The 19,305-nt window shown below is 40.0% G+C and carries 22 protein-coding genes and 3 pseudogenes; 12 read left to right on the top strand and 13 right to left on the bottom strand.

The genetic code is table 11. From position 1 onward, the window contains the following. Positions 1-2: 2 nt before the first annotated feature. The 4 genes from MOB01S_RS05965 to MOB01S_RS05980 all read right to left on the bottom strand — a co-directional run bounded on the left by MOB01S_RS05965 (position 3) and on the right by MOB01S_RS05980 (position 2,765). Positions 3-1,304 carry a F390 synthetase-related protein gene (locus MOB01S_RS05965; RefSeq protein ID WP_066802647.1) on the bottom strand — a complete coding sequence of 434 codons (1,302 nt, stop codon included), beginning with the start codon at positions 1,302-1,304 and terminating at the stop codon, positions 3-5. Positions 1,305-1,319: 15 nt separating this feature from the next. Next, entirely contained in the window at positions 1,320-1,595 is a 276-nt protein-coding gene (locus MOB01S_RS05970; RefSeq protein WP_245640005.1) for a type II toxin-antitoxin system YafQ family toxin, read from the bottom strand. Beyond that, on the bottom strand, positions 1,588-1,878 hold the full coding sequence (locus MOB01S_RS05975; RefSeq protein WP_066802651.1) for a type II toxin-antitoxin system RelB/DinJ family antitoxin: 291 nt from the start codon (positions 1,876-1,878) through the stop codon (positions 1,588-1,590). Before MOB01S_RS05975 ends, MOB01S_RS05970 begins: the two co-directional genes overlap by 8 nt. Before the next feature lie 68 nt (positions 1,879-1,946). Next, entirely contained in the window at positions 1,947-2,765 is an 819-nt protein-coding gene (locus MOB01S_RS05980) for an MBL fold metallo-hydrolase (protein WP_066802653.1), read from the bottom strand. A 295-nt stretch (positions 2,766-3,060) separates the two neighbouring features. Here MOB01S_RS05980 and MOB01S_RS05985 point away from each other — a divergent pair, with 295 nt between their 5' ends. The 7 genes and pseudogenes from MOB01S_RS05985 to MOB01S_RS06010 all read left to right on the top strand — a co-directional run bounded on the left by MOB01S_RS05985 (position 3,061) and on the right by MOB01S_RS06010 (position 7,028). Continuing rightward, positions 3,061-3,720 (top strand): NAD(P)H-dependent oxidoreductase, encoded by a 660-nt coding sequence (locus tag MOB01S_RS05985; protein WP_066802655.1) that lies wholly within the window; start codon positions 3,061-3,063, stop codon positions 3,718-3,720. Positions 3,721-3,787: 67 nt separating this feature from the next. Continuing rightward, a complete protein-coding gene (locus MOB01S_RS05990; RefSeq protein WP_066802656.1) occupies positions 3,788-4,651 on the top strand; it encodes an MBL fold metallo-hydrolase in 864 nt (287 codons plus the stop codon). A 165-nt stretch (positions 4,652-4,816) separates the two neighbouring features. After that, a pseudogene (locus tag MOB01S_RS12785) lies at positions 4,817-5,227 on the top strand (DMT family transporter); the annotation flags it as partial. A 78-nt stretch (positions 5,228-5,305) separates the two neighbouring features. Then, positions 5,306-5,728 (top strand): DMT family transporter, encoded by a 423-nt coding sequence (locus MOB01S_RS05995; RefSeq protein WP_281177229.1) that lies wholly within the window; start codon positions 5,306-5,308, stop codon positions 5,726-5,728. A 67-nt stretch (positions 5,729-5,795) separates the two neighbouring features. Then, positions 5,796-6,366: pseudogene (locus MOB01S_RS06000) on the top strand (IS1595 family transposase). Between the two features lie 41 nt (positions 6,367-6,407). Beyond that, positions 6,408-6,632, top strand: a complete 225-nt coding sequence (locus tag MOB01S_RS06005) for a DUF1653 domain-containing protein (RefSeq protein ID WP_066802657.1) — start codon at positions 6,408-6,410, stop codon at positions 6,630-6,632. Beyond that, a pseudogene (locus tag MOB01S_RS06010) lies at positions 6,629-7,028 on the top strand (FKBP-type peptidyl-prolyl cis-trans isomerase). The gene MOB01S_RS06005 and the pseudogene MOB01S_RS06010 overlap by 4 nt, the downstream one beginning before the upstream one ends. Before the next feature lie 116 nt (positions 7,029-7,144). On the opposite strand, the gene MOB01S_RS06015 reads toward MOB01S_RS06010, so the two are convergent. The 8 genes from MOB01S_RS06015 to MOB01S_RS06050 all read right to left on the bottom strand — a co-directional run bounded on the left by MOB01S_RS06015 (position 7,145) and on the right by MOB01S_RS06050 (position 14,401). Beyond that, positions 7,145-7,618: a hypothetical protein gene (locus MOB01S_RS06015; RefSeq protein ID WP_174521834.1), complete on the bottom strand. Its 474-nt coding sequence runs from the start codon at positions 7,616-7,618 to the stop codon at positions 7,145-7,147. A gap of 88 nt (positions 7,619-7,706) precedes the next feature. After that, positions 7,707-8,660, bottom strand: coding sequence for a hypothetical protein (locus MOB01S_RS06020; RefSeq protein ID WP_066802658.1), 954 nt, complete (start codon positions 8,658-8,660; stop codon positions 7,707-7,709). A 3-nt stretch (positions 8,661-8,663) separates the two neighbouring features. Beyond that, the gene (locus MOB01S_RS06025; RefSeq protein ID WP_066802659.1) at positions 8,664-9,293 is read right to left on the bottom strand and encodes a Fe(II)-2OG oxygenase family protein; all 630 of its coding nucleotides are present in this window, start codon (positions 9,291-9,293) and stop codon (positions 8,664-8,666) included. Positions 9,294-9,437: 144 nt separating this feature from the next. After that, positions 9,438-10,496: an NAD(P)-dependent alcohol dehydrogenase gene (locus MOB01S_RS06030; RefSeq protein ID WP_066802660.1), complete on the bottom strand. Its 1,059-nt coding sequence runs from the start codon at positions 10,494-10,496 to the stop codon at positions 9,438-9,440. 156 nt (positions 10,497-10,652) lie between these two features. Then, complete coding sequence (gene fghA / locus MOB01S_RS06035; protein WP_066802661.1) at positions 10,653-11,495, bottom strand: S-formylglutathione hydrolase; 843 nt, start codon at positions 11,493-11,495, stop codon at positions 10,653-10,655. A 57-nt stretch (positions 11,496-11,552) separates the two neighbouring features. Next, positions 11,553-12,347, bottom strand: a complete 795-nt coding sequence (locus MOB01S_RS06040; protein WP_066802663.1) for a hypothetical protein — start codon at positions 12,345-12,347, stop codon at positions 11,553-11,555. A 117-nt stretch (positions 12,348-12,464) separates the two neighbouring features. Beyond that, on the bottom strand, positions 12,465-13,574 hold the full coding sequence (locus tag MOB01S_RS06045; RefSeq protein ID WP_066802704.1) for an S-(hydroxymethyl)glutathione dehydrogenase/class III alcohol dehydrogenase: 1,110 nt from the start codon (positions 13,572-13,574) through the stop codon (positions 12,465-12,467). Between the two features lie 326 nt (positions 13,575-13,900). Then, positions 13,901-14,401 carry an isochorismatase family protein gene (locus tag MOB01S_RS06050; protein WP_066802665.1) on the bottom strand — a complete coding sequence of 167 codons (501 nt, stop codon included), beginning with the start codon at positions 14,399-14,401 and terminating at the stop codon, positions 13,901-13,903. Positions 14,402-14,565: 164 nt separating this feature from the next. Between MOB01S_RS06050 and MOB01S_RS06055 the strand changes: the two genes are divergently transcribed. The 4 genes from MOB01S_RS06055 to MOB01S_RS12690 all read left to right on the top strand — a co-directional run bounded on the left by MOB01S_RS06055 (position 14,566) and on the right by MOB01S_RS12690 (position 16,210). Then, complete coding sequence (locus tag MOB01S_RS06055) at positions 14,566-14,751, top strand: hypothetical protein (RefSeq protein ID WP_066802668.1); 186 nt, start codon at positions 14,566-14,568, stop codon at positions 14,749-14,751. Between the two features lie 3 nt (positions 14,752-14,754). Next, positions 14,755-15,255 (top strand): hypothetical protein, encoded by a 501-nt coding sequence (locus MOB01S_RS06060; RefSeq protein WP_066802670.1) that lies wholly within the window; start codon positions 14,755-14,757, stop codon positions 15,253-15,255. Positions 15,256-15,480: 225 nt separating this feature from the next. Next, a complete protein-coding gene (locus MOB01S_RS12685; RefSeq protein WP_218016074.1) occupies positions 15,481-16,026 on the top strand; it encodes a GlxA family transcriptional regulator in 546 nt (181 codons plus the stop codon). A 10-nt stretch (positions 16,027-16,036) separates the two neighbouring features. Continuing rightward, entirely contained in the window at positions 16,037-16,210 is a 174-nt protein-coding gene (locus tag MOB01S_RS12690; protein WP_218016075.1) for a helix-turn-helix domain-containing protein, read from the top strand. A gap of 36 nt (positions 16,211-16,246) precedes the next feature. Here MOB01S_RS12690 and MOB01S_RS06070 read toward each other — a convergent pair whose 3' ends face one another. Further along, positions 16,247-17,194, bottom strand: coding sequence for an NAD(P)H-dependent flavin oxidoreductase (locus tag MOB01S_RS06070; RefSeq protein ID WP_066802672.1), 948 nt, complete (start codon positions 17,192-17,194; stop codon positions 16,247-16,249). 185 nt (positions 17,195-17,379) lie between these two features. Between MOB01S_RS06070 and MOB01S_RS06075 the strand changes: the two genes are divergently transcribed. Then, entirely contained in the window at positions 17,380-19,305 is a 1,926-nt protein-coding gene (locus MOB01S_RS06075; RefSeq protein WP_066802674.1) for a site-specific DNA-methyltransferase, read from the top strand.

Consider the following 19,305-nt stretch of genomic DNA (forward strand, 5'->3'; position numbering starts at 1 on the left):
AATCATTGCTCCGTCAGTTGTACAATTCGCCTTTTTTTCTTATCAAAACTTTGGGTGGGCGTTTGATTGTGCCATTGCCAGATAATACTTTGAACATCAATGCCTTGTGTGCTTAAAAACGCATTGAAGGCTTCTTTAAAATGCACCCAATCGGCATTATCCAGTTGTGCTGTGAATGTTAAACAATTGCCCGCCTGAACAAGGCGATAATCTTTATCAAGCGGTAGATGAATGGCGATGATGCGAGAAATGCTGTCAGCAAAAATGGATTTATCGCCAAATTTTAGTCCATCATCGGCTCGCCCTTCAATATGCGACAATGCCAAGCACACTAAGCCACACGGACAAGGGGTGGGCTGGATTGCCAGTATATCATTTAAAAGATAGCGGACAATGGGTTGGGTGGTGCGAGAAAAGTCGGTGATGATGGGCATAAAGTGCTTGTCATCAAGCCATTGTTTTTCAATATAGATGAATTCTTCATTCAAATGCAAAGTGCCGTGTGAGCAGGTACTTGCCAAAAAACCTTCGGTGGCTTGGTAGATTTCGTGTACATTATCAAATACTTGGAAAATGGCTTGGCGGTCAGCAAAAGTAAGCACCTCGGCACAAGAAATGACTTTTTTGGGCGAGATTTTAAGATTGCCTGTTTTGACTTCGTCCGCAATGGCTCGTAGGACTTGGGCTGGGGCGACAATAATGGTGGGCTGTTGTTTGGTGAGTTTGGCAAGCAGTGTCTCAAACGGCAAAAGCAAATCATAATAGGCAAATTCAATGCACGGCGTGGTAATGGCTTTGTACAAATTGCTGTTGGCTCGCAAAAACAAGGCAACTTTTTCGCCTGTGAACAGTCCATCAGGGAGCATTTTGGCAAGCATAATCCCTGCCCATTTGGCTTGTTCATTTGGCGATACCAAAAACAGTCCTCGCTCGCCTGTTGTGCCTGATGATAAGCCCACGCTGATGCCATTGTTTAAGGTGGGGGCGAAATTCCTATCTTGTTCGGCTCTAAGTGCCAAGGCAAAGGCGGTGTCTTTGTTGATGTTTTGGGTGTTCATTGTGTTAAATTCTTTTAACATCAATGATTTATCCATTGTAGGTAATTGAGCAAAAATGGCTGGATTAAATGTCCAATCATCGCCAAAATGCGTTTTTAATAGGGCAGAAAAATAAGGGCTTTGGCTTAAAGTTTGCTTAAAAAATCGGCTTAATTGCTTGGCTTGGTGGTACTCTAAATCCGCTCGGCTGGTAAAGGTCAGGCGTTTGGTGCGGTGGTAACTGGCAAGTAGGGGGAGTAGGTTCATTTTGGTTGGAAGGTTTTAAACAATACTTAATTCACTATGACTGCCCAAGCGGTGCAAAAGTAGGTCGTTGTCGCCCATCAATTCATAAATCAGCACCAAATCAGGCTTAATATGACAATCCATACAACCTTGCCATTCGCCTTTTAGAGGGTGATTGGCATAACGAGCAGGCATTGGTAAGGCGTGAATCAAGCAATTCATCACTTCTATCCATTGGGGTGTAACAAGGTTTAACGCGTGTTTTTTAATGTCTCTTTTAAATTGCTTGGTTATCAATACCGACTTAGCCACAGGAGAGCTCCTGTAAGGCATCAATGGCATCATCGGGTTCAAATTTATCCAAAACACCTGCTTGATAATCTGTTCGCCCTTGACGAATTGCCTGTGCGGTCAGTTCATTGGGTGTGATTGCCGTTGTGCGTTTTTCAAAAGACAAAGGCAAACTGCCTGTGTCTGCCACCTGTTTTAAAATCAATCGCATAAATTGGCTTGGTGTCATACCAAAACTTTCAATCACACCAAATGCTTGTGCTTTTAAGTTTTCATCAAGTCGCAAATTAAAATTTGTGGTCATCAGTACACCTATTCAAGATATGTTTTACATTGTGATTCTATTGTATGTCATTTGTTTTGCAAAATCAATCAAGTTTTTTCGTCCAACTCGTGGCTTAAATGTATGGCAACGCCTCGTTGATGCCATTGAGATAAATGCGACAGCGTGCGATAAAACGCAGGCACATCGTGCATAATCAAGTGGCTGATTTTGGCAGGCGGACGACCCAAAAAGTTTTGTGCTGACCACGCCGAATCAGAGGCAATCAGCTCCCAGCCCTTATCGGTTAAAACAAACGCCCCAATTTGTCCAATGGCGTGCCCGTCTAGTGGTACCAGCAAAATTTCATCATTGCTATTGGGCAATGCCCAAGCGGTTTTGGGGGCGTGTGGTTCATCAAGGCACAGATGTTCTGGTAAGGCTTTGGGTAAAAACTGTTCCACCGCCATAAATCGGCTTTCAAAGTCGCTGGGCATTAAATTAGGCAAAAAACCTTGTTTGAGGGCTTTTAAGCCTTTTAATGGTTTTAAAAAATCAAAGGCAAGCCGTCTGCCAATAAAAGGAATATGGGCAAAATCCTTTAAACCTGCAATGTGGTCGGCGTGAAAATGGGAAATAATCACGCCTTGCAAGTCGCTTGGGTTTAAAGCAATGGCGTGTAATTGACGACTAATGTGTTCAGACGGATTAAAAAATACAGGCGTTATGGCAGGGTACAAAGCATAAATCCCCCGACTGGCATCAAAAAAATGCTCGGCATAGCCTGTATCCCATAGCCAAAAGCGTCCGTTTGCTTCCAGCACAAACACTCTGGCAGGAAATTGACACGCTCCAAATCCTGCCCCACGCACCGCCACGCAAGCAGGGTGGGTGCAATAACCTGCCTCAAAGAAGTGGATTTTTGCCATAATAACTTTATGTAACTAAACGATTATTTTAATTTTGCTGGTTTAGTATAACACAATAAGTCGCTTGATTGTGGTTGTGATGTGAATGTCCCAAACCCTCTTTTTAATAATCCACAAAAACACCGCTTTATTTAAAGCGGTGTTTTTATTAAAAATAATTTTCAGGTAGCCCAAAAATCCCCCATTATCATTTTTCATAATACCCAATCATCAAAATTCTCAATTTTTCACAATACCTAAACCAAGGTATAATAAACAAATTTCAACCGCTTTTTTACCCAATTTTGGAGTGATGATGACCTTTTTTAATAAAGACGATATTTTAAACGCATTTCATTACCGTGCCTCCACTCGCTCGTATGACGGCAATAAGAAAATCAGCGATGACGATTTTCACGCCATTTTGGAAATGGGGCGACTTTCCCCAAGCTCGGTGGGGTCTGAGCCGTGGCAGTTTTTGGTGCTACAAAATGCCAATTTACGCCAAAAATTAAAACCTTACTGCTGGGGCATTCCCACGATGGAAACTTCAAGTCATATTGTGGCGATTTTGGCAAAGAAAAACGCCCGCTATGACACGCCTTATTTTGGGCAAATTATGGACAGACGAGGGCTGACTGGCGAGGCTCGTGAAAAAGCGTTGGCGGTGTACAAAAAATTCCAAACAGAGGACATTGCCATTTTGGACTCTGACCGCAGTCTATACGATTGGGCAAGCAAACAAACTTACATCGCCCTTGCCAATATGATGACGGGGGCGGCGATGATGGGCATTGATTCTTGTCCGATTGAAGGCTTTGATTATAAAGAAGTCAATGACATCTTGGCAAATGAAGGCTTGTTTGACCCTGCCGAGTGGGCGGTGTCGGTGATGTGTACTTTTGGCTATCGTGATAAAGACATCAAGCCAAAGGCACGCAAAGCTTTTGATGAAGTGGTGAAATTTGTGGAATAAGTTTTTAATAATAGAAAGGCATTATTTTACTATAAAAAAATAATGCTTTTTTTGGAGTTTTTTAATAATGAAAATCAAATTTTTAACCGCCATTTTGGCAAGTACCATATCAATGACGGCATTGGCGGACGGCACGCACGGCACACAAATCAAAACCACGCCATTAAATAACAGCGTTTATATGCTAGAAGGGCAAGGCGGTAATATTGCCGTGATTGAAAATAGTAACTCACTGTATGTGGTGGATACCCAGTTTGCCAATGGCTATGCCGATATTAAAAATGAAATTGGCAAAATCAGCCCAAAACCCGTTCGCTATGTCATCAATACGCACGGACACAATGACCATACGGGTGGCAATGCGTCTTTTGTCAAAGATTTTAATGCCACGATTATCGCTCATCACAATACCAGCGATTTAATCACCGCTTATAATCAAAACAATGCCACGCCTAATGCTTTACCGCATTTGACTTTTGAAAAGTCGTTAAAATTGGCAGGCGATGAACCGATTCATTTGCTGTATTTTGCCAATGCCCATACCAATGGCGATATTATTGTGCATTTGCCAAAGTCTAATATCATTCACGCGGGCGATATTTTATTTTTTGGGCGGTTTCCGTTTATTGATGTCAAAAATGGCGGAACGATTGACGGCATGATTAATGGTTTAAATGGCATTATTAAATTGGCTGATGACAATACCAAAATCATTGCAGGACACGGCAATATTGCAAGCAAAAGCGAGCTGATTACCCACACCAAAATGCTGACCACCATTAAAAACCGTGTGGCAAAATTAAAGAAAAAAGGCAAAACCCTTGCCCAAATCCAAGCCACACGCCCTGCCAAAGAATGGGAAAGTAGCCATAATTGGAACTTTATCAATAATGAAAAATTGGTAGAGAGTATTTATCAAAGTTTGCCTTAATAATTTTGCTAGTAGTCTAAAAGTATGGTGTAAAGAAAACCGTTTATGACAAATTTCAAACCATAACGGTTTTCCAACCTTAACATTTAGGGCAAAGCAAAAAAGCATTACAGCATACATTTGAAATACTGCATAAACATCATTTTGAAATAGCGTTAATGTAAAATGACTTTTTTAATTGGATTATTAGCGGGTGTATGTATTGCCTGTCAGTCCGCCATCAATGCCCGATTGCGTTTGCATTTGGGCTTTGCGTTTTTAACTTCATTTGTTTCATTTGTGGTCGGGCTGATTTTTCTTGTGGGCTTATCGCTTGGATTGGGTAGTCCGCTTTGGTTTGATAAGGCGACTTTGTCGGCAGCGCCTTGATGGGCTTGGTGTGGTGGCATACTCGGAACAATAGGGCTAACAGCTAACGTACTCATTTTCCCTAAATTAGGCGGTGTACAAACTGCAGTAATGCCAATTTTGGGGCAAGTGCTAATGGGGCTTGTGATTGACAGCTTTGGTTTGCTGCACTCGGTAGAAATCCCCTTTTCAGGCAGCCGAATTTTGGGTGTATTGCTCGTATTGACTGGCGTATGGATAGCGATTGTCTTACCCCAAAGACGACAGCTTGCCACAATAAGCGAAAATATATGGCTTTGGCGTGGTGTGGGTGTGTTTGGTGGTATGGCACTTGCCACACAAGCGGCAGTCAATGGCGAACTCGGACGGCAACTTGGCTCACCACTCAGCGGTGCAGTAGTGTCATTTTTAGTGGGAGCTGGAGTGCTATTTATCATTGCTTTATGTTATGAAAAAAGTTTGGCTAATTTAATCAAACCGATACAAGGGCAACCATTTTGGATTTGGAGTGGAGGTGTACTTGGCGCATTATTTATTTTGTCTGGGGTATATCTTGTGCCAAAAATTGGGACGGGACAGGTGGTGATGCTGGTTTTGTCTGGCTTGATTTGTGGCAGTTTGTTGGTGGACAAATTGGGCTTGTTTGGCGTGGCAAAAAAGGCGGTGCTACCCATACAAATTGTAGGGGCATTGTTACTGCTTGTGGGTGTGGGATTTATCCGTTTATGATGATTTAGGCTATCTTAAAATTTAGAAAGGGATTGTACTAGATTATCACATATAATATACCATAAATATGAAGCTAACTCGTTGTAAACTAAGTAAAAAAGTCCAGTTAAAACCGCTTGATTTTTTTGTACTTGAAGTAACCGCCCATTCAGCAACTTTATTCTACCACAACATCTTAACTTGTGATAGAATATCATCTTGATTTTGAAGCTAAAATTGAATTTGATGAAAGCTATTTTGTTGGCATTTGCAAAGGCAAACGTGGTCGTGGTGCAGGTGGTAAGACAATCGTTTTTGGCATTCTAAAACGCAAAGATAGGGTTTATACCATCATCATCAAAGACACCAAACAAAGCAGAGCTAATACCCATCATCAAAAGCAAAATTAAGCCTGATAGCATTTCTTGATGTTAGTGTTTTAAGCATTTTAGGATTAACCATTCCAAAGAATTTGCTAACAATCACGACCGCATCAATGACACCCCAAACTTCTAATCTCAATCCAAACGCATTCTTAGAAAGTACAATAGTATTGACAAAAAGCACTTCCATTTGTTTTTAAAAGAATGTAAGTTTAGATTAACTATGGCACACCATCAGAAAAACTTAGAGTTTTGAGAAAATGGTGTGATGTTTAGGGGTTATCTAGTACAACCTCTACTTTTTGACAAACTAAACAATGCAAAACACACTACCAACAGGTCTTTACCGCCACTACAAAGGCAATCTTTATCAAGTGCTACACACCGCCCTCCATTCAGAGACAGAAGAGACGCTTGTCGTCTATCGTGCCTTATATGGCGATTATGGTGTATGGGTACGCCCTTATGAAATGTTTTGTGAAAGTGTGGAAATTGACGGCAAAATGATACCCAGATTTGAACTGATTAAGGAGCTACAATGACCGATTTTAACATCATAGACCTCATCATCGGTACAGGCAAACAAGCCCAGCGGGGGGGCATTAATCACCGCTCATTATACAGGCACTTTGTCAGATGGTACGGTGTTTGACAACTCAATCCAAAGGGGTGTGCCTTTTGAGTGTGTCATTGGGACAGGGCGAGTGATTAAGGGTTGGGATTTGGGTGTTTTGGGCAATGAAGTTGGTAATAAACTGCTTGAAAAATGGGGCATACAAATGACCCTACCAGACTTTGCTCCAATGCAAGTGGGCGGTAAAAGACAACTTATGGTGCCTGCTTCTCTTGCTTATGGTGAGCGGACAATTGGCAAAATTCCACCCAATTCGGATTTGACTTTTGAAATTGAGCTGTTGGAAGTTAAAACAAGGGATTGATTTATTTAGCTTGCTCCATGCTATTAGTTATTATACTTACTTATTTACCCTTTTGTGTAGCAAAAGGATTGAATGCTATCCTCGCCTTAAATTTTTCGCTTCCCACCAATCATCATTCACAAAACCGTCTGTATATTTCTCGCCCATTTTCGGCACATCAATGGGGATTTTGTGTTCTTTGGTACAATCAGGGGTAAATTTAGGGGGGTGGCGTTGTCAAACACAGGGTCGGTTAAAAAGCGGTGTCCGTCCAGCTCCAAAATGGAGCTTGCGTGTCCCAGCCAATAATAGGCGAAATTTTCAGGCTGCCTGAAACTGCTTTTATCCAACAAAATCATGGGTAAACGGGCTTTTGGCGTATAAGCATCATGGCGAATTAAACAGCCCTTGCCTGTCGCCTGTTCGGGATAATAGGGCAAATCATCGGCATGCAAATTGGTAAATTGCCCGTTTTTGTAATACGGCAGATTGTGAAATCGGCTTTCATCGGGCAAATCGCCCAAATTTCGGTAGAACAGAATGCCCAAAATTGCGACACTCAACGTGAGTACGCCCAAATTAGCTAGGGTTAATTTTAGGAGTTTTTTCAATACAGGTTTCATTGTGGATTAAATAAATCAAACCATTAGGATTTGGGTTTCCTAATGGTTTTGGTGAGTCAAAATTTACAATAATAAATTAAAACTCATTATTGTCATCAAAAAAGCCCATATCGTCATATTGTTCAGGTTCTAAATCAAAATATTCTTCAGGGGAATATGTACTGGTAGTGGTATAGGTATCTCCCAAATTGCAATGAAGTAATTTTGAGTAACCTGAAATTTTCAATCCGCAAGCAATACACTCAAATTGACTTGGCTTTTTATTAATCTTCTCTATAATGTCATTATCTTTGAATATCTTAATTGGTTCACCAATAGCCTCACCAATTACTAGAGCTGTATTCTCACATGAAGGACAAATCACTCTATGCCCTACATGCCTAGTCATCAATACTACAGATTGATGAATTGAATTTTTTTTATCTTCTTCTGTTTTATTATCCCACATGGTTTTATGTGCTGATATTAAACCTTTAATTTGCTCTGCACTCTTATCATTCAATTCATTAATTAAACTTTCTGCTTCAATTACATTTTCTGTTGATAGTAAATCTTTCAATTCTTTGTTCATACAGACACATAATTCTTTGCAGACCCAATAAAATTTAGGCAACCATGATGATATAGACAAACTCTGAAATTCTGAGTTTCCCGTATGAAGTTCTGAATTTCTCCTATTAATATGAATTAAGCAAAATCGTTTCATTTCATCTGTGAAATTTGGAAAAATCTGATTTATTCTATTCAAAATATCAGTAATATTAGCTGATTTTGGTGTAAATTTTGGTTGATTTACATTAATACCTAACGCATAAATCAGATTATTATAATCTTTCAAATCCGCAATTAATGTAATTGATTTATGAGCAAGAGTTGCTCTAATTAAAAACTCAAGACTGAGACTAGACCATAATCCAAATTGCCAATCGTCATGAGATTTTTCATGCATAATCAAGATGTAATTTTGAGCTTTTGCAAACAATTGTTCTGATGACCATTCATGTGCGGTCTTAGAAATAACTTGATTCATAAATTAAAATACCTCACTTAAGTATACTCGTTCATAACATCTATCTAATGAAAATTCATCAACCGCACTACGACTATGAATCATTGTCCAATTATTAATTAACAAACAATCGCCAATTTGTTTAAGTTGTATTTGTTCATATGGATAATTTGCAATTTTATCAAAAACAATTAACTCCAAATCTCGTGCATATTGATTGAATGGCTTAAGAAACAATTTATCCCAACGACAAACTCCATGCTTATACAGGTGAAGTATGGATGTTTTTGATTCAAGTTTTTTTCTAGAAACAAAATGGGCTAAATTATAATTAAAATCAATTTCTTGAAAAATGCTATTTAAGTTAATCACATTTGTAGGTACATTTGGAGCAGGAACAATACATCGCAACAAAAGATATTTGGGTGGAATATACCAATGAGCCATGTCTGTGTGAAATGGAAATTCACCCAAACCATAATTTCCACTATAACTATTTTTGTGTTCTTTTTCTGCTATTTTAGGTGTTAAAGTTTGTACCGTATCAAAATAATTGGTTTCAATAACCTTACCTATAGATTTTGCAACATCTAATGTTGAAACTGTGGGGTTGGTTGAAAATTTTAGAAAATTTTTAGAAGTTAAATCATTCATAATATTTTGTAATTAAGCTAAGTTTGCAATTGGTATTATACTAAATTTAACTGAAAATTTCATTCTTCAAACAGTTAGGAGTTAATTTTTGATACAAAACACCGTCCCAAACCCTGAAAACGGTGTTTCCCCACACAAAAGAAATTACGCTTTCAAACTCCCCATATCAATCACAAAGCGATATTTCACATCGGATTTTTGCATTCTTTCATACGCATCATTGATATTTTGCATATCAATCATTTCCACATCTGGCACGATGTTATGCTCGGCACAAAAATCCAGCATTTCTTGGGTCTCTGCAATGCCACCAATCACAGAAGCAGAAATACTGCGGCGACCGACAATCATCGGCACAGTGTTGATGGTTTCTTTAAGTTCGCCCACCAGTCCCACCAACACCAGCGTACCGTCCAGAGCCAATGTCGGCATATAGGGCTTTAAATCGTGGGTGTATGGCACGGTATCAATAATCAAATCAAAGGTATTGGCGACTTCTTTCATCTGATTGTCATCGGTAGAAAGCACCACACGGCTCGCCCCCAAACGGTATGCATCGTCTGATTTGTTCAATGAACGAGTAAACAGCGTAACTTCCGCCCCCATTGCTTTCGCTAATTTGACTGCCATATGCCCCAGTCCGCCGAGTCCCACCACCGCAACTTTACTGCCTTTGCCCACTTTCCAATGACGCAGGGGCGAATAGGTGGTAATGCCTGCACAAAGAAGTGGGGCAACCGCTTTGGTATCCAATGTTTCAGAGACTTTTAACACAAAATCTTCGCTCACCACCACGCCTGTACTGTAACCACCTTGTGTTGGTGTGCCATCAAAGCGGTCAATACCGCCATAAGTGCCGATGTTGCCCACTTCGCAGTACTGTTCCAAACCGTGCGAACAAGGCGAGCATTCACGGCACGAATCCACCATACAACCCACGCCGACCAAGTCGCCAACGGAGAATTTGTGGGCGTTTTTGCCGACTTTGGCAATACGACCGATGATTTCGTGCCCTGGTACAAGTGGATAATGTTGTGTCCAGCCCCAATCATTGCGAGCCATATGCAAATCTGAATGGCACACGCCACAGTACAAAATATCAATCAAAACATCGTCTTCACGCAGTTCTCGGCGTTCAAAACTGTGTGGGGCAAGGGGTGTGGTGGCACTAAATGCAGCGTAGGATTTGACAGGATAGGTCATTTTGTGTTCCTAAATGGTTGAAATGGCAACTATTATAATGCCGATGATTTATTATTGAAAATCAATATTTTTGATAAATAGGTATCAGGTAAAATGATAGTTGGGGGTTTTCAGGCTGCCTGAAAAAAGCGTTTACCCAAAAATCCCCATTTTCAATCATCTCAAATACTTCGCGTGAAAAGCAATATGCTTACCAATAAAACTGGCAATAAAATAATAAGAATGGTCAAACCCTGCTCGCAAATTAAATTGATATACCACGCCCAATTTATCCGCCATTTGGCAAAAGAGTTCAGGTTTTAATTGCGTGTGCAAAAACTCATCTTTATCGCCCTGCTCAATCAAAATGGGTAGATTTTTTTGTTTAATCGCAATATGATGTTTTTGCAATAACGCCACGCTGTCATAATCCTCCCACGCCTGTTTGTCATCGCCCAAATAAGCGGTAAATGCCTTTTGTCCCCAAGCCACTTGCATAGGTGTAACAATGGGCGAAAATGCCGAAACGCTTTGATAATTCTCCAAATTTTTAAAGGCAATGGTTAAAGCACCGTGTCCGCCCATTGAGTGTCCAAAAATAGATTGTTTGCCATTGGTGGGGAAATTTTTGTGAATCAAATCGGGCAGTTCTTTGACAATATAATCATACATTTGATAGTGCTTTGCCCACTCGCCCTGTGTGGCGTTGAGATAAAATCCTGCCCCCTGCCCCAAATCATAAGCGTCATCGTCCGCCACGCCTTCGCCTCGTGGCGATGTGTCAGGGGCGACAACAATGACATTATGCTCATCGGCATAGCGTTGATAGCCTGATTTGGTGATGAAATTTTGCTCGGTGCAGGTTAAGCCTGATAACCAATACAACACAGGCAAACGCTCGGTTTTAGCGGTGTCGGGTAGATAAATGGCAAATTTCATTTCACAGTTTAGGCAGCCTGAAAAATGTTGCCAGAGTTGTTGCTGCCCATTGAAAATGCGGTGGGTTTGAATTAAATTCATAACTACTATTCTCTAATAATAATGACTGGAAGGATAAATTCAGTCTGCACGAAAATATCAATCGATGTTATCTACACTTTGAAAAAGCACAGAATCATAATCAATAAGCTCAATATTCATATATTTTCCTGTTTTCTCACGATTTTCCTTAAAATTAGCACTACCAATAAATACTATTTTGTATATAGCATCTACATCAATATCATCTTTGGTTTTTCCACGATAAAGAGAGGTTCTATAACGCCATTCTCCTCGCTTATTTTTGGTTCTAATAATCAATTTGTAATATTGAAAATTATTTTTTGTTTTGCATATCTCCACATACAATTTGACATCTCCATAAAAAATATACAAATCCCCCGCAATAGACTCATCAATATAACCAGTAAGTTTTTGCCTTCTTAGAGATTTTCTGGTTTTTATCTGTGTGTTAGTCTTTTCTTTTTGTTCAATCAAAAGCGGATTGTTTTGTAATGCATCTGCTTTGTTACTAACAGATATATTATTTTTATTACTAAGTAAATAACGCATCATAGATGCCAATTTACTTTGAATTTGTTCTTTATTGAGGCTTTTAAAAAATTCTGTGGCTGATTTTGTATCTATATGCTCAAAATCATAATAACACCCTTCTAAATGTTTTGTATTTAGATGGGTTCTTAAATGAAAGCCTTTGCCTGTATGTACAAAAGTTAATTTTGCCAATTGACATTCTGGACAAAAGATATGCTCTTTTAAGCCATCTACATTGCCATATTGTTTTGAATGCTCAATCAGGTAGTCTATCGGTTCAATTTGTTGATTGATTTGATTAAAAAACTCATCAAATTTTCTATCCATACTTTTTGTCATCAATATCTCCACAGATGGTAGATAAAACCAAATCAATTTATTGGGTCAAATGGTCATAATTCAATATTAAAAACACCGCCCAAAAACCCAATTTCAGACGGCATTTTTATTTTCAAATCAATAATGAATCACACTTCTAATAGACTTGCCTTCGTGCATTAAGTCAAATGCGTCATTGATTTTATCAAGGGGCATTGTGTGCGTTACAAAAGGCGACAGGCGAATTTTGCCAGCCATCGCATCTTCCACCATTTGCGGTAATTGTGAGCGACCTTTGACACCGCCAAATGCCGTACCTTTCCAAGTACGCCCTGTTACAAGCTGCAATGGGCGAGTGCTAATCTCTTGTCCTGCCCCTGCTACGCCAATGATGACCGACTGCCCCCAGCCACGATGAGCCGACTCCAATGCCGCACGCATTACCTCCACATTGCCGATACATTCAAAAGTGTGGTCTATGCCCCATTTGGTCATTTCAATCAACACTTGTTGGATTGGCTTGTCAAAATCTTTGGGGTTTAGGCAATCGGTCGCCCCAAATTCTTTGGCAAGGGCAAATTTATCAGGATTGGTATCAATGGCAAAAATCCGCCCTGCTTTGGCTTGTTTTGCCCCTTGAATCACCGCCAAACCAATACCACCCAAGCCAAACACCGCCACCGAGTCGCCTGCCTGCACTTTGGCGGTATTATGCACTGCCCCAATGCCTGTGGTTACGCCACAGCCCAAAAGGCAGACTTCCTCTGGATTGGCTTTGGGGTTGATTTTGGCAAGCGACACCTCCGCCACCACCGTGTATTCGCTAAAAGTGGAACAGCCCATATAGTGATAAATCGGCTCGCCATTATAAGAAAAACGGCTGGTGCCATCTGGCATGACGCCTTGCCCTTGCGTGGCACGCACCGATACGCACAGATTGCTTTTGTTAGATTGACAAAATTCACATTGCCCACATTCTGCCGTATAAAGTGGAATCACGCTGTCGCCCACATTGACAGAAGTTACGCCCTCGCCCACTTCCACCACCACGCCTGCCCCTTCGTGTCCAAGCACCACAGGGAATAGCCCTTCTGGGTCTGCTCCTGATAGGGTAAAGGCGTCCGTGTGGCACACGCCTGTGTGGGTGATTTTAACCAATACTTCGCCTTTTTTGGGGCGTTCTACATCAATTTCTACGATTTTTAAGGGCTCATTGGGGGCAAATGCGACTGCGGCACGGGATTTGATGGTGTTCATTTTGGATACCTGATTGTCAAATGATTTTGAAATGGCAATGATTATAACGGCTTACAGATATTTTGGCTAATTGATAATTTTGATAGTTGGGTATTAGTTGGGATAATAAATGATTTTTAGTTTGGCGAAAAATTTATACCAAATCACTTTAAAATTACCACAAAATTCGTTTAGGCATAAGATGTGCAATACGCACCATTAAAGGGCTTCAAGAAATGGTGCGTGGTATGCATCTTACGGCTTGTAATGGCTCTTGGGTTCGGTTGATATATTTAAAAAAACACCGCCTGCAATGTGCAAACGGTGCTTTTATCCATTTAAACTACTTCAATCCACGCTCTACCCACCAACGCCCCAAGTGCGATTTGATGAATCAACTCGGTCGGTGCGGTGCAAAGACTTGATAATACACGGATTTTATACTCTTTGGCAAGGGGCGAAAGTGCGGTATGGGTTACGCAGTTTTGAGTCATAATCCCACAGATGTCAATTTGTTCAATGCCGTGTTGTTTTAAGATTTCAAGCAGATTGGTGTTTAAAAAACTGTCAGCGTGGGCTTTTTGTACCAAAGGTTTGTCCGCCAAAATGCCCGCAACCGATGAATGCAGTTTGGCACCGTGCGACCCTTCGGCAAACAATGGATAATCTTTTGCCATTAAATGCTGAACGCCAATGACAAGCTCTCCATTTTGCTCGGCAGTTTTGGCGTAACCTGCGATGTTTTGAGCAATGGTGTCCACATTAAATTGGTCAAATTTACCACCTGCGGACGCAAAATATTCGTTTTGCACATCAATGATAAGTAAGGCGGTTTTCATAGGGTTTTCCTAGTTTAGCTAAATAATCGGCGTATTTTAATGATTTTTTGGTTATGCTAAAATGGGCAATATTGCCAATCAACACAAAGATTTTGCCAATTTCCAGTAGAAATAATAATGTATTTATGGTAAAATTATCAAAAATATATCAAATGAGATTAATTATGGCAGATTTAATAAAAACCAATGAAATTGAAAAATATGTCGGTGATTTTTTAACAAAAATAGAAAAACATCATCGTTACAGAAGTTTTGATTTTTGTTATTCGCATTTTTATTTTTCGCAACTTAAAAATAAAATTGACATAGAAGCAAGCTGTTATGTTTTGTGGTCTTACTTGGCAAGCTAGGGAATGCTTCGTGGGTCAAGTTTTATGTTGCAAAAAAATCCTTCTTATTTGTCTGAGTTGGTAGAATATATTTACAGACAAGATATTCATATTTGGCAAATTGATGTTGAAAATTACTCTGAAGAGAATATAGATTTAATCATGCAAATTTATGGAGATATTAAAGATTGTCTCATTAAGAACAATGAAAAAGATTTAGTTTTAGTTACCAAAATATTGCTTGGGGTATTTTCTATTGTACCTGCTTATGATACTTATTTTTGTGAAACTTTTAGAGAATTTTCAGAATGTAAATTTAGAGTTTTTAACAAAGATTCATTAAGGTTAATTAGAGATTTTTATTTATCAAATGTAGAAATCATCGATAATCTTAAAAATCAATCTACTGTTTATGATTTCAATAACAACCCAACCAACTTAAAATACAAGCAAGCTAAAATTATTGATATGTATGGATTTGAAAAAAGTTTTACTGCCCCAAAAAAATCAAACAATAAAAAGTAATCAAAATTGATGACTCATAACCCCCAACCCTAATCCTTTACGCCCAAAACGGTTGTAATGATTTTGTTTTTAATATTCCTTTTTCGCTGTTTCAAGCCACTTATCAAGGGCAAAAGCTGTTTGATTTTGCGGTATGTAGCGACAATGGCAAGGCGATTTTAAGCGAATTTGGGGCAAAAATTGCGGTAACTGGCGATTTGTCGCTATTGGACACGGAGAACATCATTGTCATTAGTGGCTTTGTGGGCGATGTGCCAAATGCCAAACTTTGCCAAAAACTGCAAACCGCCCACGCACAAGGTAAAAAAAATCATTGGGCTGTGTTATGGCACTTTTGTGCTTGCTTTTGCTGATATTGTGCAGGGCAAAACGGTGGTAGCCCATTGGGCAGGCGAGCGAGCATTTAAAGAAAAATTCCCACATATTCAACTAGATGGCAATCGGCTTTATATTGATGACGGCAATATTTTGACATCAGCAGGGGCGTTTGCGGGCTTGGATTGTTGCTTGTATTTTATTCGTACGTTGTATGGGACAAAGGTTGCCAATGAACTTGCCAGACATTTGGTTTCCGCTCCGCACCGAGAAGGCGGTCAAGCCCAGTTTAATGCCATTAGTCCAATTAGCCACGCCAAAGACGAAAAAATCAATGAGTTATTGCAATTTTTAAGCGGCAATTTGGCGGATAATCATAAATTGGACGATTTGGCAAACAGAGTACATTTGTCCAAAAGAAGTTTTAACTGCTATTTTAAACCGCCACGTAAATGACTTTGAGCCAGTGGCTGACCGCCAAGCGTTTGGCAAAGTGCAAGAATATTTGGAAAGCACGGATTTACCCATTGAAATCATCGCAGATAAGACAGGTTTTGGCACGGCAAGCAATTTGCGAATGCAGTTTAGGGCTCGTTTTGGTGTCAGTCCGCAAAGTTTTAGGAAGAGTTTTGGGGAATAAAACACCGTTTATCATTACGACAAACGGTGTTTTAAATCAAGCCATCAATTCATCAATCAATTCTTTCACACTTTTGATTTTGTTGATTTGTGAAATGCCATTGCCCACCGACACATAGCCGTTTTCAAAATCGCCTTCTAACATACCCAAACGCATTCCTGTGCCAGCGTTCATTACCTTAGCAATCTCACTACGCGTTGCCCCATTTTCACTCATTTCAAAGCATTTTTTCGCCAATTTGGTTGGCAAAGAGCGGTAATAATACGGCTCGGTGCGGAACAACAGCAAATCGTTAGCCGTTGCATTCACAATCCATTCTTTAACCTTTTGATGGCTGCGGCACTCGGTTGTGGCGATAAATGCTGTACCGACCCACACGCCCTCTGCCCCAAGCGTTAAGGCAGCCTGAACCGCTTTTTTATCGGCAATGCCACCAGCCAGCATCATCGGCAAATCCACTTTACCCACAAATTCTGAAAGCACATTAAAACTGCCCACTTCTTTCATCGGCAAAGTACCGCCCTCATCAAACCCCGTCAGCACCAAAATATCCGCCCCCAATTCTTGGGCTTTTAGTGCGTCCGCTAAATTGGGATTAGGCAAACGGCAGATGATTTTAATGCCCGCCTGTTTGAGTCTGGCGTAAATTTCAGGGTCAAGCCAGCCGTTATCCAGCACCACAGGCACGCCTTCTTCAATAAACAAATCCACCATTAACGGAATCAGCGAAAAATCATAAGACAACATAAACGGCACGCCAAAGGGCTTATCGGTCAGTGCCTTCACCTTACGGATTTCATTACGCATACGGTCAAGTACTTCTTCGTTGGAAGTCGGATTGGTCGTTTGCCCTGCGTGTGGGGCTAAAAAACCAAGCCCGCCAGCTTCGGCAACGCTTGCCACCAGATGTGCATCGGTCAGCCAAGACATTGGTGCTTGGACAATGGGGTGTTTGATATTTAAGATTTGGGTAATGCGGTTCATTGGATTTTCCTGTTTGAATAAAAGAATTAAGTGTATTTTAACGGTTTTGGATTTGGGAAGGAATGAGTGAAAATGGGAAGGTGGTTTTTAAAAATGAAAAATAAAAGCGAAAACCATTCAGCACGCCTAAATAAAAAAATGCTATAATAGGCAATCAAAAATCAACTTACAAACAAGGCATTACAATGAGCCAATCGTTACTAGACTTACTCAAAAACCACAGCCCAGAACTTTTTGACAATCAGGGCAATTTTAAACTAAGCGACTTTCAGGCAGCCTTAAACGACACAGGTATCCACTTTTCGGCAGAGACTTATCGCCTTGATTGGCGGGGCAAATCCTATGCTAAAGCCTTGGTTTATGATGAAAACCGTACCCTATTATCTGCCAATCACGCCCATAATGAAAAAAACAAAGACAGTCAAAACCTCTTAATTCAAGGCGATAATCTTGCTGTTTTAAAACATTTGCGTGAAGCCTATCGCAAACAAATCAAGATGATATACATAGACCCGCCCTACAATACAGGCTCCGACGGATTTGTTTATCAAGATGATAGGAAATACACGCCCACACAAATCGCCGAAATCACAGGCGAAAGTGTAGAATATGCCGAGTATATTCACAGCTTTATCAATTCAAAGGCGTCCAGCCATAGTGCGTGGCTGACCTTTATGTATCCACGCCTAAAAATCGCAAGAGACTTGTTAAAAGACGATGGCGTGATTTTTATTAGTATTGATGATAATGAACAAGCCCAATTAAAACTGCTCTGTGATGAGATTTTTGGGGAGGGGAACTTTGTTGGACAAATTGCAAATATAAATAACCCCAAAGGTAGAAGTGACCAGAAAAATATCGCAACTTCTCACGAATATATTTTGGTTTATCAAAAAACTAGCGATTTGATATTAAATGGATTTAAAGCAGAGGAGCATATTACAAAAAGATATAATAAAAAAGACGAAAATGGTACTTGGCGAGAAATTGATTTAAGAAAAACAGGCGATAATGATTTAGCGACAGACAGACCAAATATGTTTTATCCATTTTATTGGAATGAACAACAGCAAGTTTTATCCCTAGAAAAACAGGAAAATAGCATTGAAATTTATCCAATGAAAGAAAGTGATGTTAAAGGGCGTTGGCGTTGGGGAATGGATACGGCTATTGATAATATGGATAGGCTATTTGCTCGATATATGCCAAATAAAGAACAATGGTCTGTTTTTGAAAAAGACTATTTCGATGAAAATGATTTAATAAAATCTACTAGCCATTGGGACTTTAAAGATGTTAATAGTGAAAGAGGGACGGAAATTTTTGTAAAAGAGTTAGAGTTTCATAAAGATATTTTTCCAAAACCAAAACCACTTGGCACAATTCAACGGTGTATTCAATTAGGCTCAAATCCCAATGATCTAATCCTAGATTTCTTTGCAGGTTCAGGCACAACTGCCCACGCTGTAATGCAGTTAAACTGTGAAGATTTTTTAAATGGCAAACAGAGCAATCGTCAATTTATCTGCGTGCAACTAGACGAACCTGTCAAAGACAGGTACGAAGCACAAAAAGCAGGCTTTAACACCATTTTTGAGATTACCAAAGCCCGCATTGAAAAATCCGCCCAAAAAATCAAGGCAGAACACCCTGATTTTACAGGCGATTTAGGCTTTAAAGAATACCGCATTGTGCCTGTGCCAGAGGGTTTTGGGGTGTTGGCAGATAACCCACAGCACGGCGTACAATTACTTGAAAATCTGCATTTAACCGATACCGATTGCCAAAATATTCTCACCACTTGGTGCGTTCAGGACGGTATGCCCCTGCACCACTCGCCACAACCGGTGGATTTGGGCGGTTATACGGCATATCGTTATGATAGGGTGCTTTATTTGTTAAACACAGGATTTGACACGCCTCACTTGGCAACCATTTTGCGTCGCTTGGACGATACCGCAGATGATTTTAACATTGAAAAAATTGTGATTTTAGAACCACACTTTGACAGTAAAGCCAAACGAGAATTGTATGAAGCGGTGCATCAATACAAACCGAGAAAGGGCAATAAATTGTATTTTATTCAAAGAAATCGTGCAGATAAGGGGTAA

It is taken from the genome of Moraxella oblonga NBRC 102422 (genome assembly GCF_001598275.1).
GTDB lineage: Bacteria > Pseudomonadota > Gammaproteobacteria > Pseudomonadales > Moraxellaceae > Moraxella > Moraxella oblonga.

Excerpts from the sequence above, each read along its gene's own strand:
- MOB01S_RS05965 (WP_066802647.1), bottom strand. The coding sequence starts at position 1,304 with ATGAACCTACTCCCCCTACTTGCCAGTTACCACCGCACCAAACGCCTG.
- MOB01S_RS05975 (WP_066802651.1), bottom strand. The coding sequence starts at position 1,878 with ATGACCACAAATTTTAATTTGCGACTTGATGAAAACTTAAAAGCACAA.
- MOB01S_RS05980 (WP_066802653.1), bottom strand. The coding sequence starts at position 2,765 with ATGGCAAAAATCCACTTCTTTGAGGCAGGTTATTGCACCCACCCTGCT.
- MOB01S_RS05985 (WP_066802655.1), top strand. The coding sequence starts at position 3,061 with ATGACCTTTTTTAATAAAGACGATATTTTAAACGCATTTCATTACCGT.
- MOB01S_RS05990 (WP_066802656.1), top strand. The coding sequence starts at position 3,788 with ATGAAAATCAAATTTTTAACCGCCATTTTGGCAAGTACCATATCAATG.
- MOB01S_RS06005 (WP_066802657.1), top strand. The coding sequence starts at position 6,408 with ATGCAAAACACACTACCAACAGGTCTTTACCGCCACTACAAAGGCAAT.
- MOB01S_RS06020 (WP_066802658.1), bottom strand. The coding sequence starts at position 8,660 with ATGAATCAAGTTATTTCTAAGACCGCACATGAATGGTCATCAGAACAA.
- MOB01S_RS06025 (WP_066802659.1), bottom strand. The coding sequence starts at position 9,293 with ATGAATGATTTAACTTCTAAAAATTTTCTAAAATTTTCAACCAACCCC.
- MOB01S_RS06030 (WP_066802660.1), bottom strand. The coding sequence starts at position 10,496 with ATGACCTATCCTGTCAAATCCTACGCTGCATTTAGTGCCACCACACCC.
- fghA (WP_066802661.1), bottom strand. The coding sequence starts at position 11,495 with ATGAATTTAATTCAAACCCACCGCATTTTCAATGGGCAGCAACAACTC.
- MOB01S_RS06040 (WP_066802663.1), bottom strand. The coding sequence starts at position 12,347 with ATGACAAAAAGTATGGATAGAAAATTTGATGAGTTTTTTAATCAAATC.
- MOB01S_RS06050 (WP_066802665.1), bottom strand. The coding sequence starts at position 14,401 with ATGAAAACCGCCTTACTTATCATTGATGTGCAAAACGAATATTTTGCG.
- MOB01S_RS06055 (WP_066802668.1), top strand. The coding sequence starts at position 14,566 with ATGGCAGATTTAATAAAAACCAATGAAATTGAAAAATATGTCGGTGAT.
- MOB01S_RS06060 (WP_066802670.1), top strand. The coding sequence starts at position 14,755 with ATGCTTCGTGGGTCAAGTTTTATGTTGCAAAAAAATCCTTCTTATTTG.
- MOB01S_RS06070 (WP_066802672.1), bottom strand. The coding sequence starts at position 17,194 with ATGAACCGCATTACCCAAATCTTAAATATCAAACACCCCATTGTCCAA.
- MOB01S_RS06075 (WP_066802674.1), top strand. The coding sequence starts at position 17,380 with ATGAGCCAATCGTTACTAGACTTACTCAAAAACCACAGCCCAGAACTT.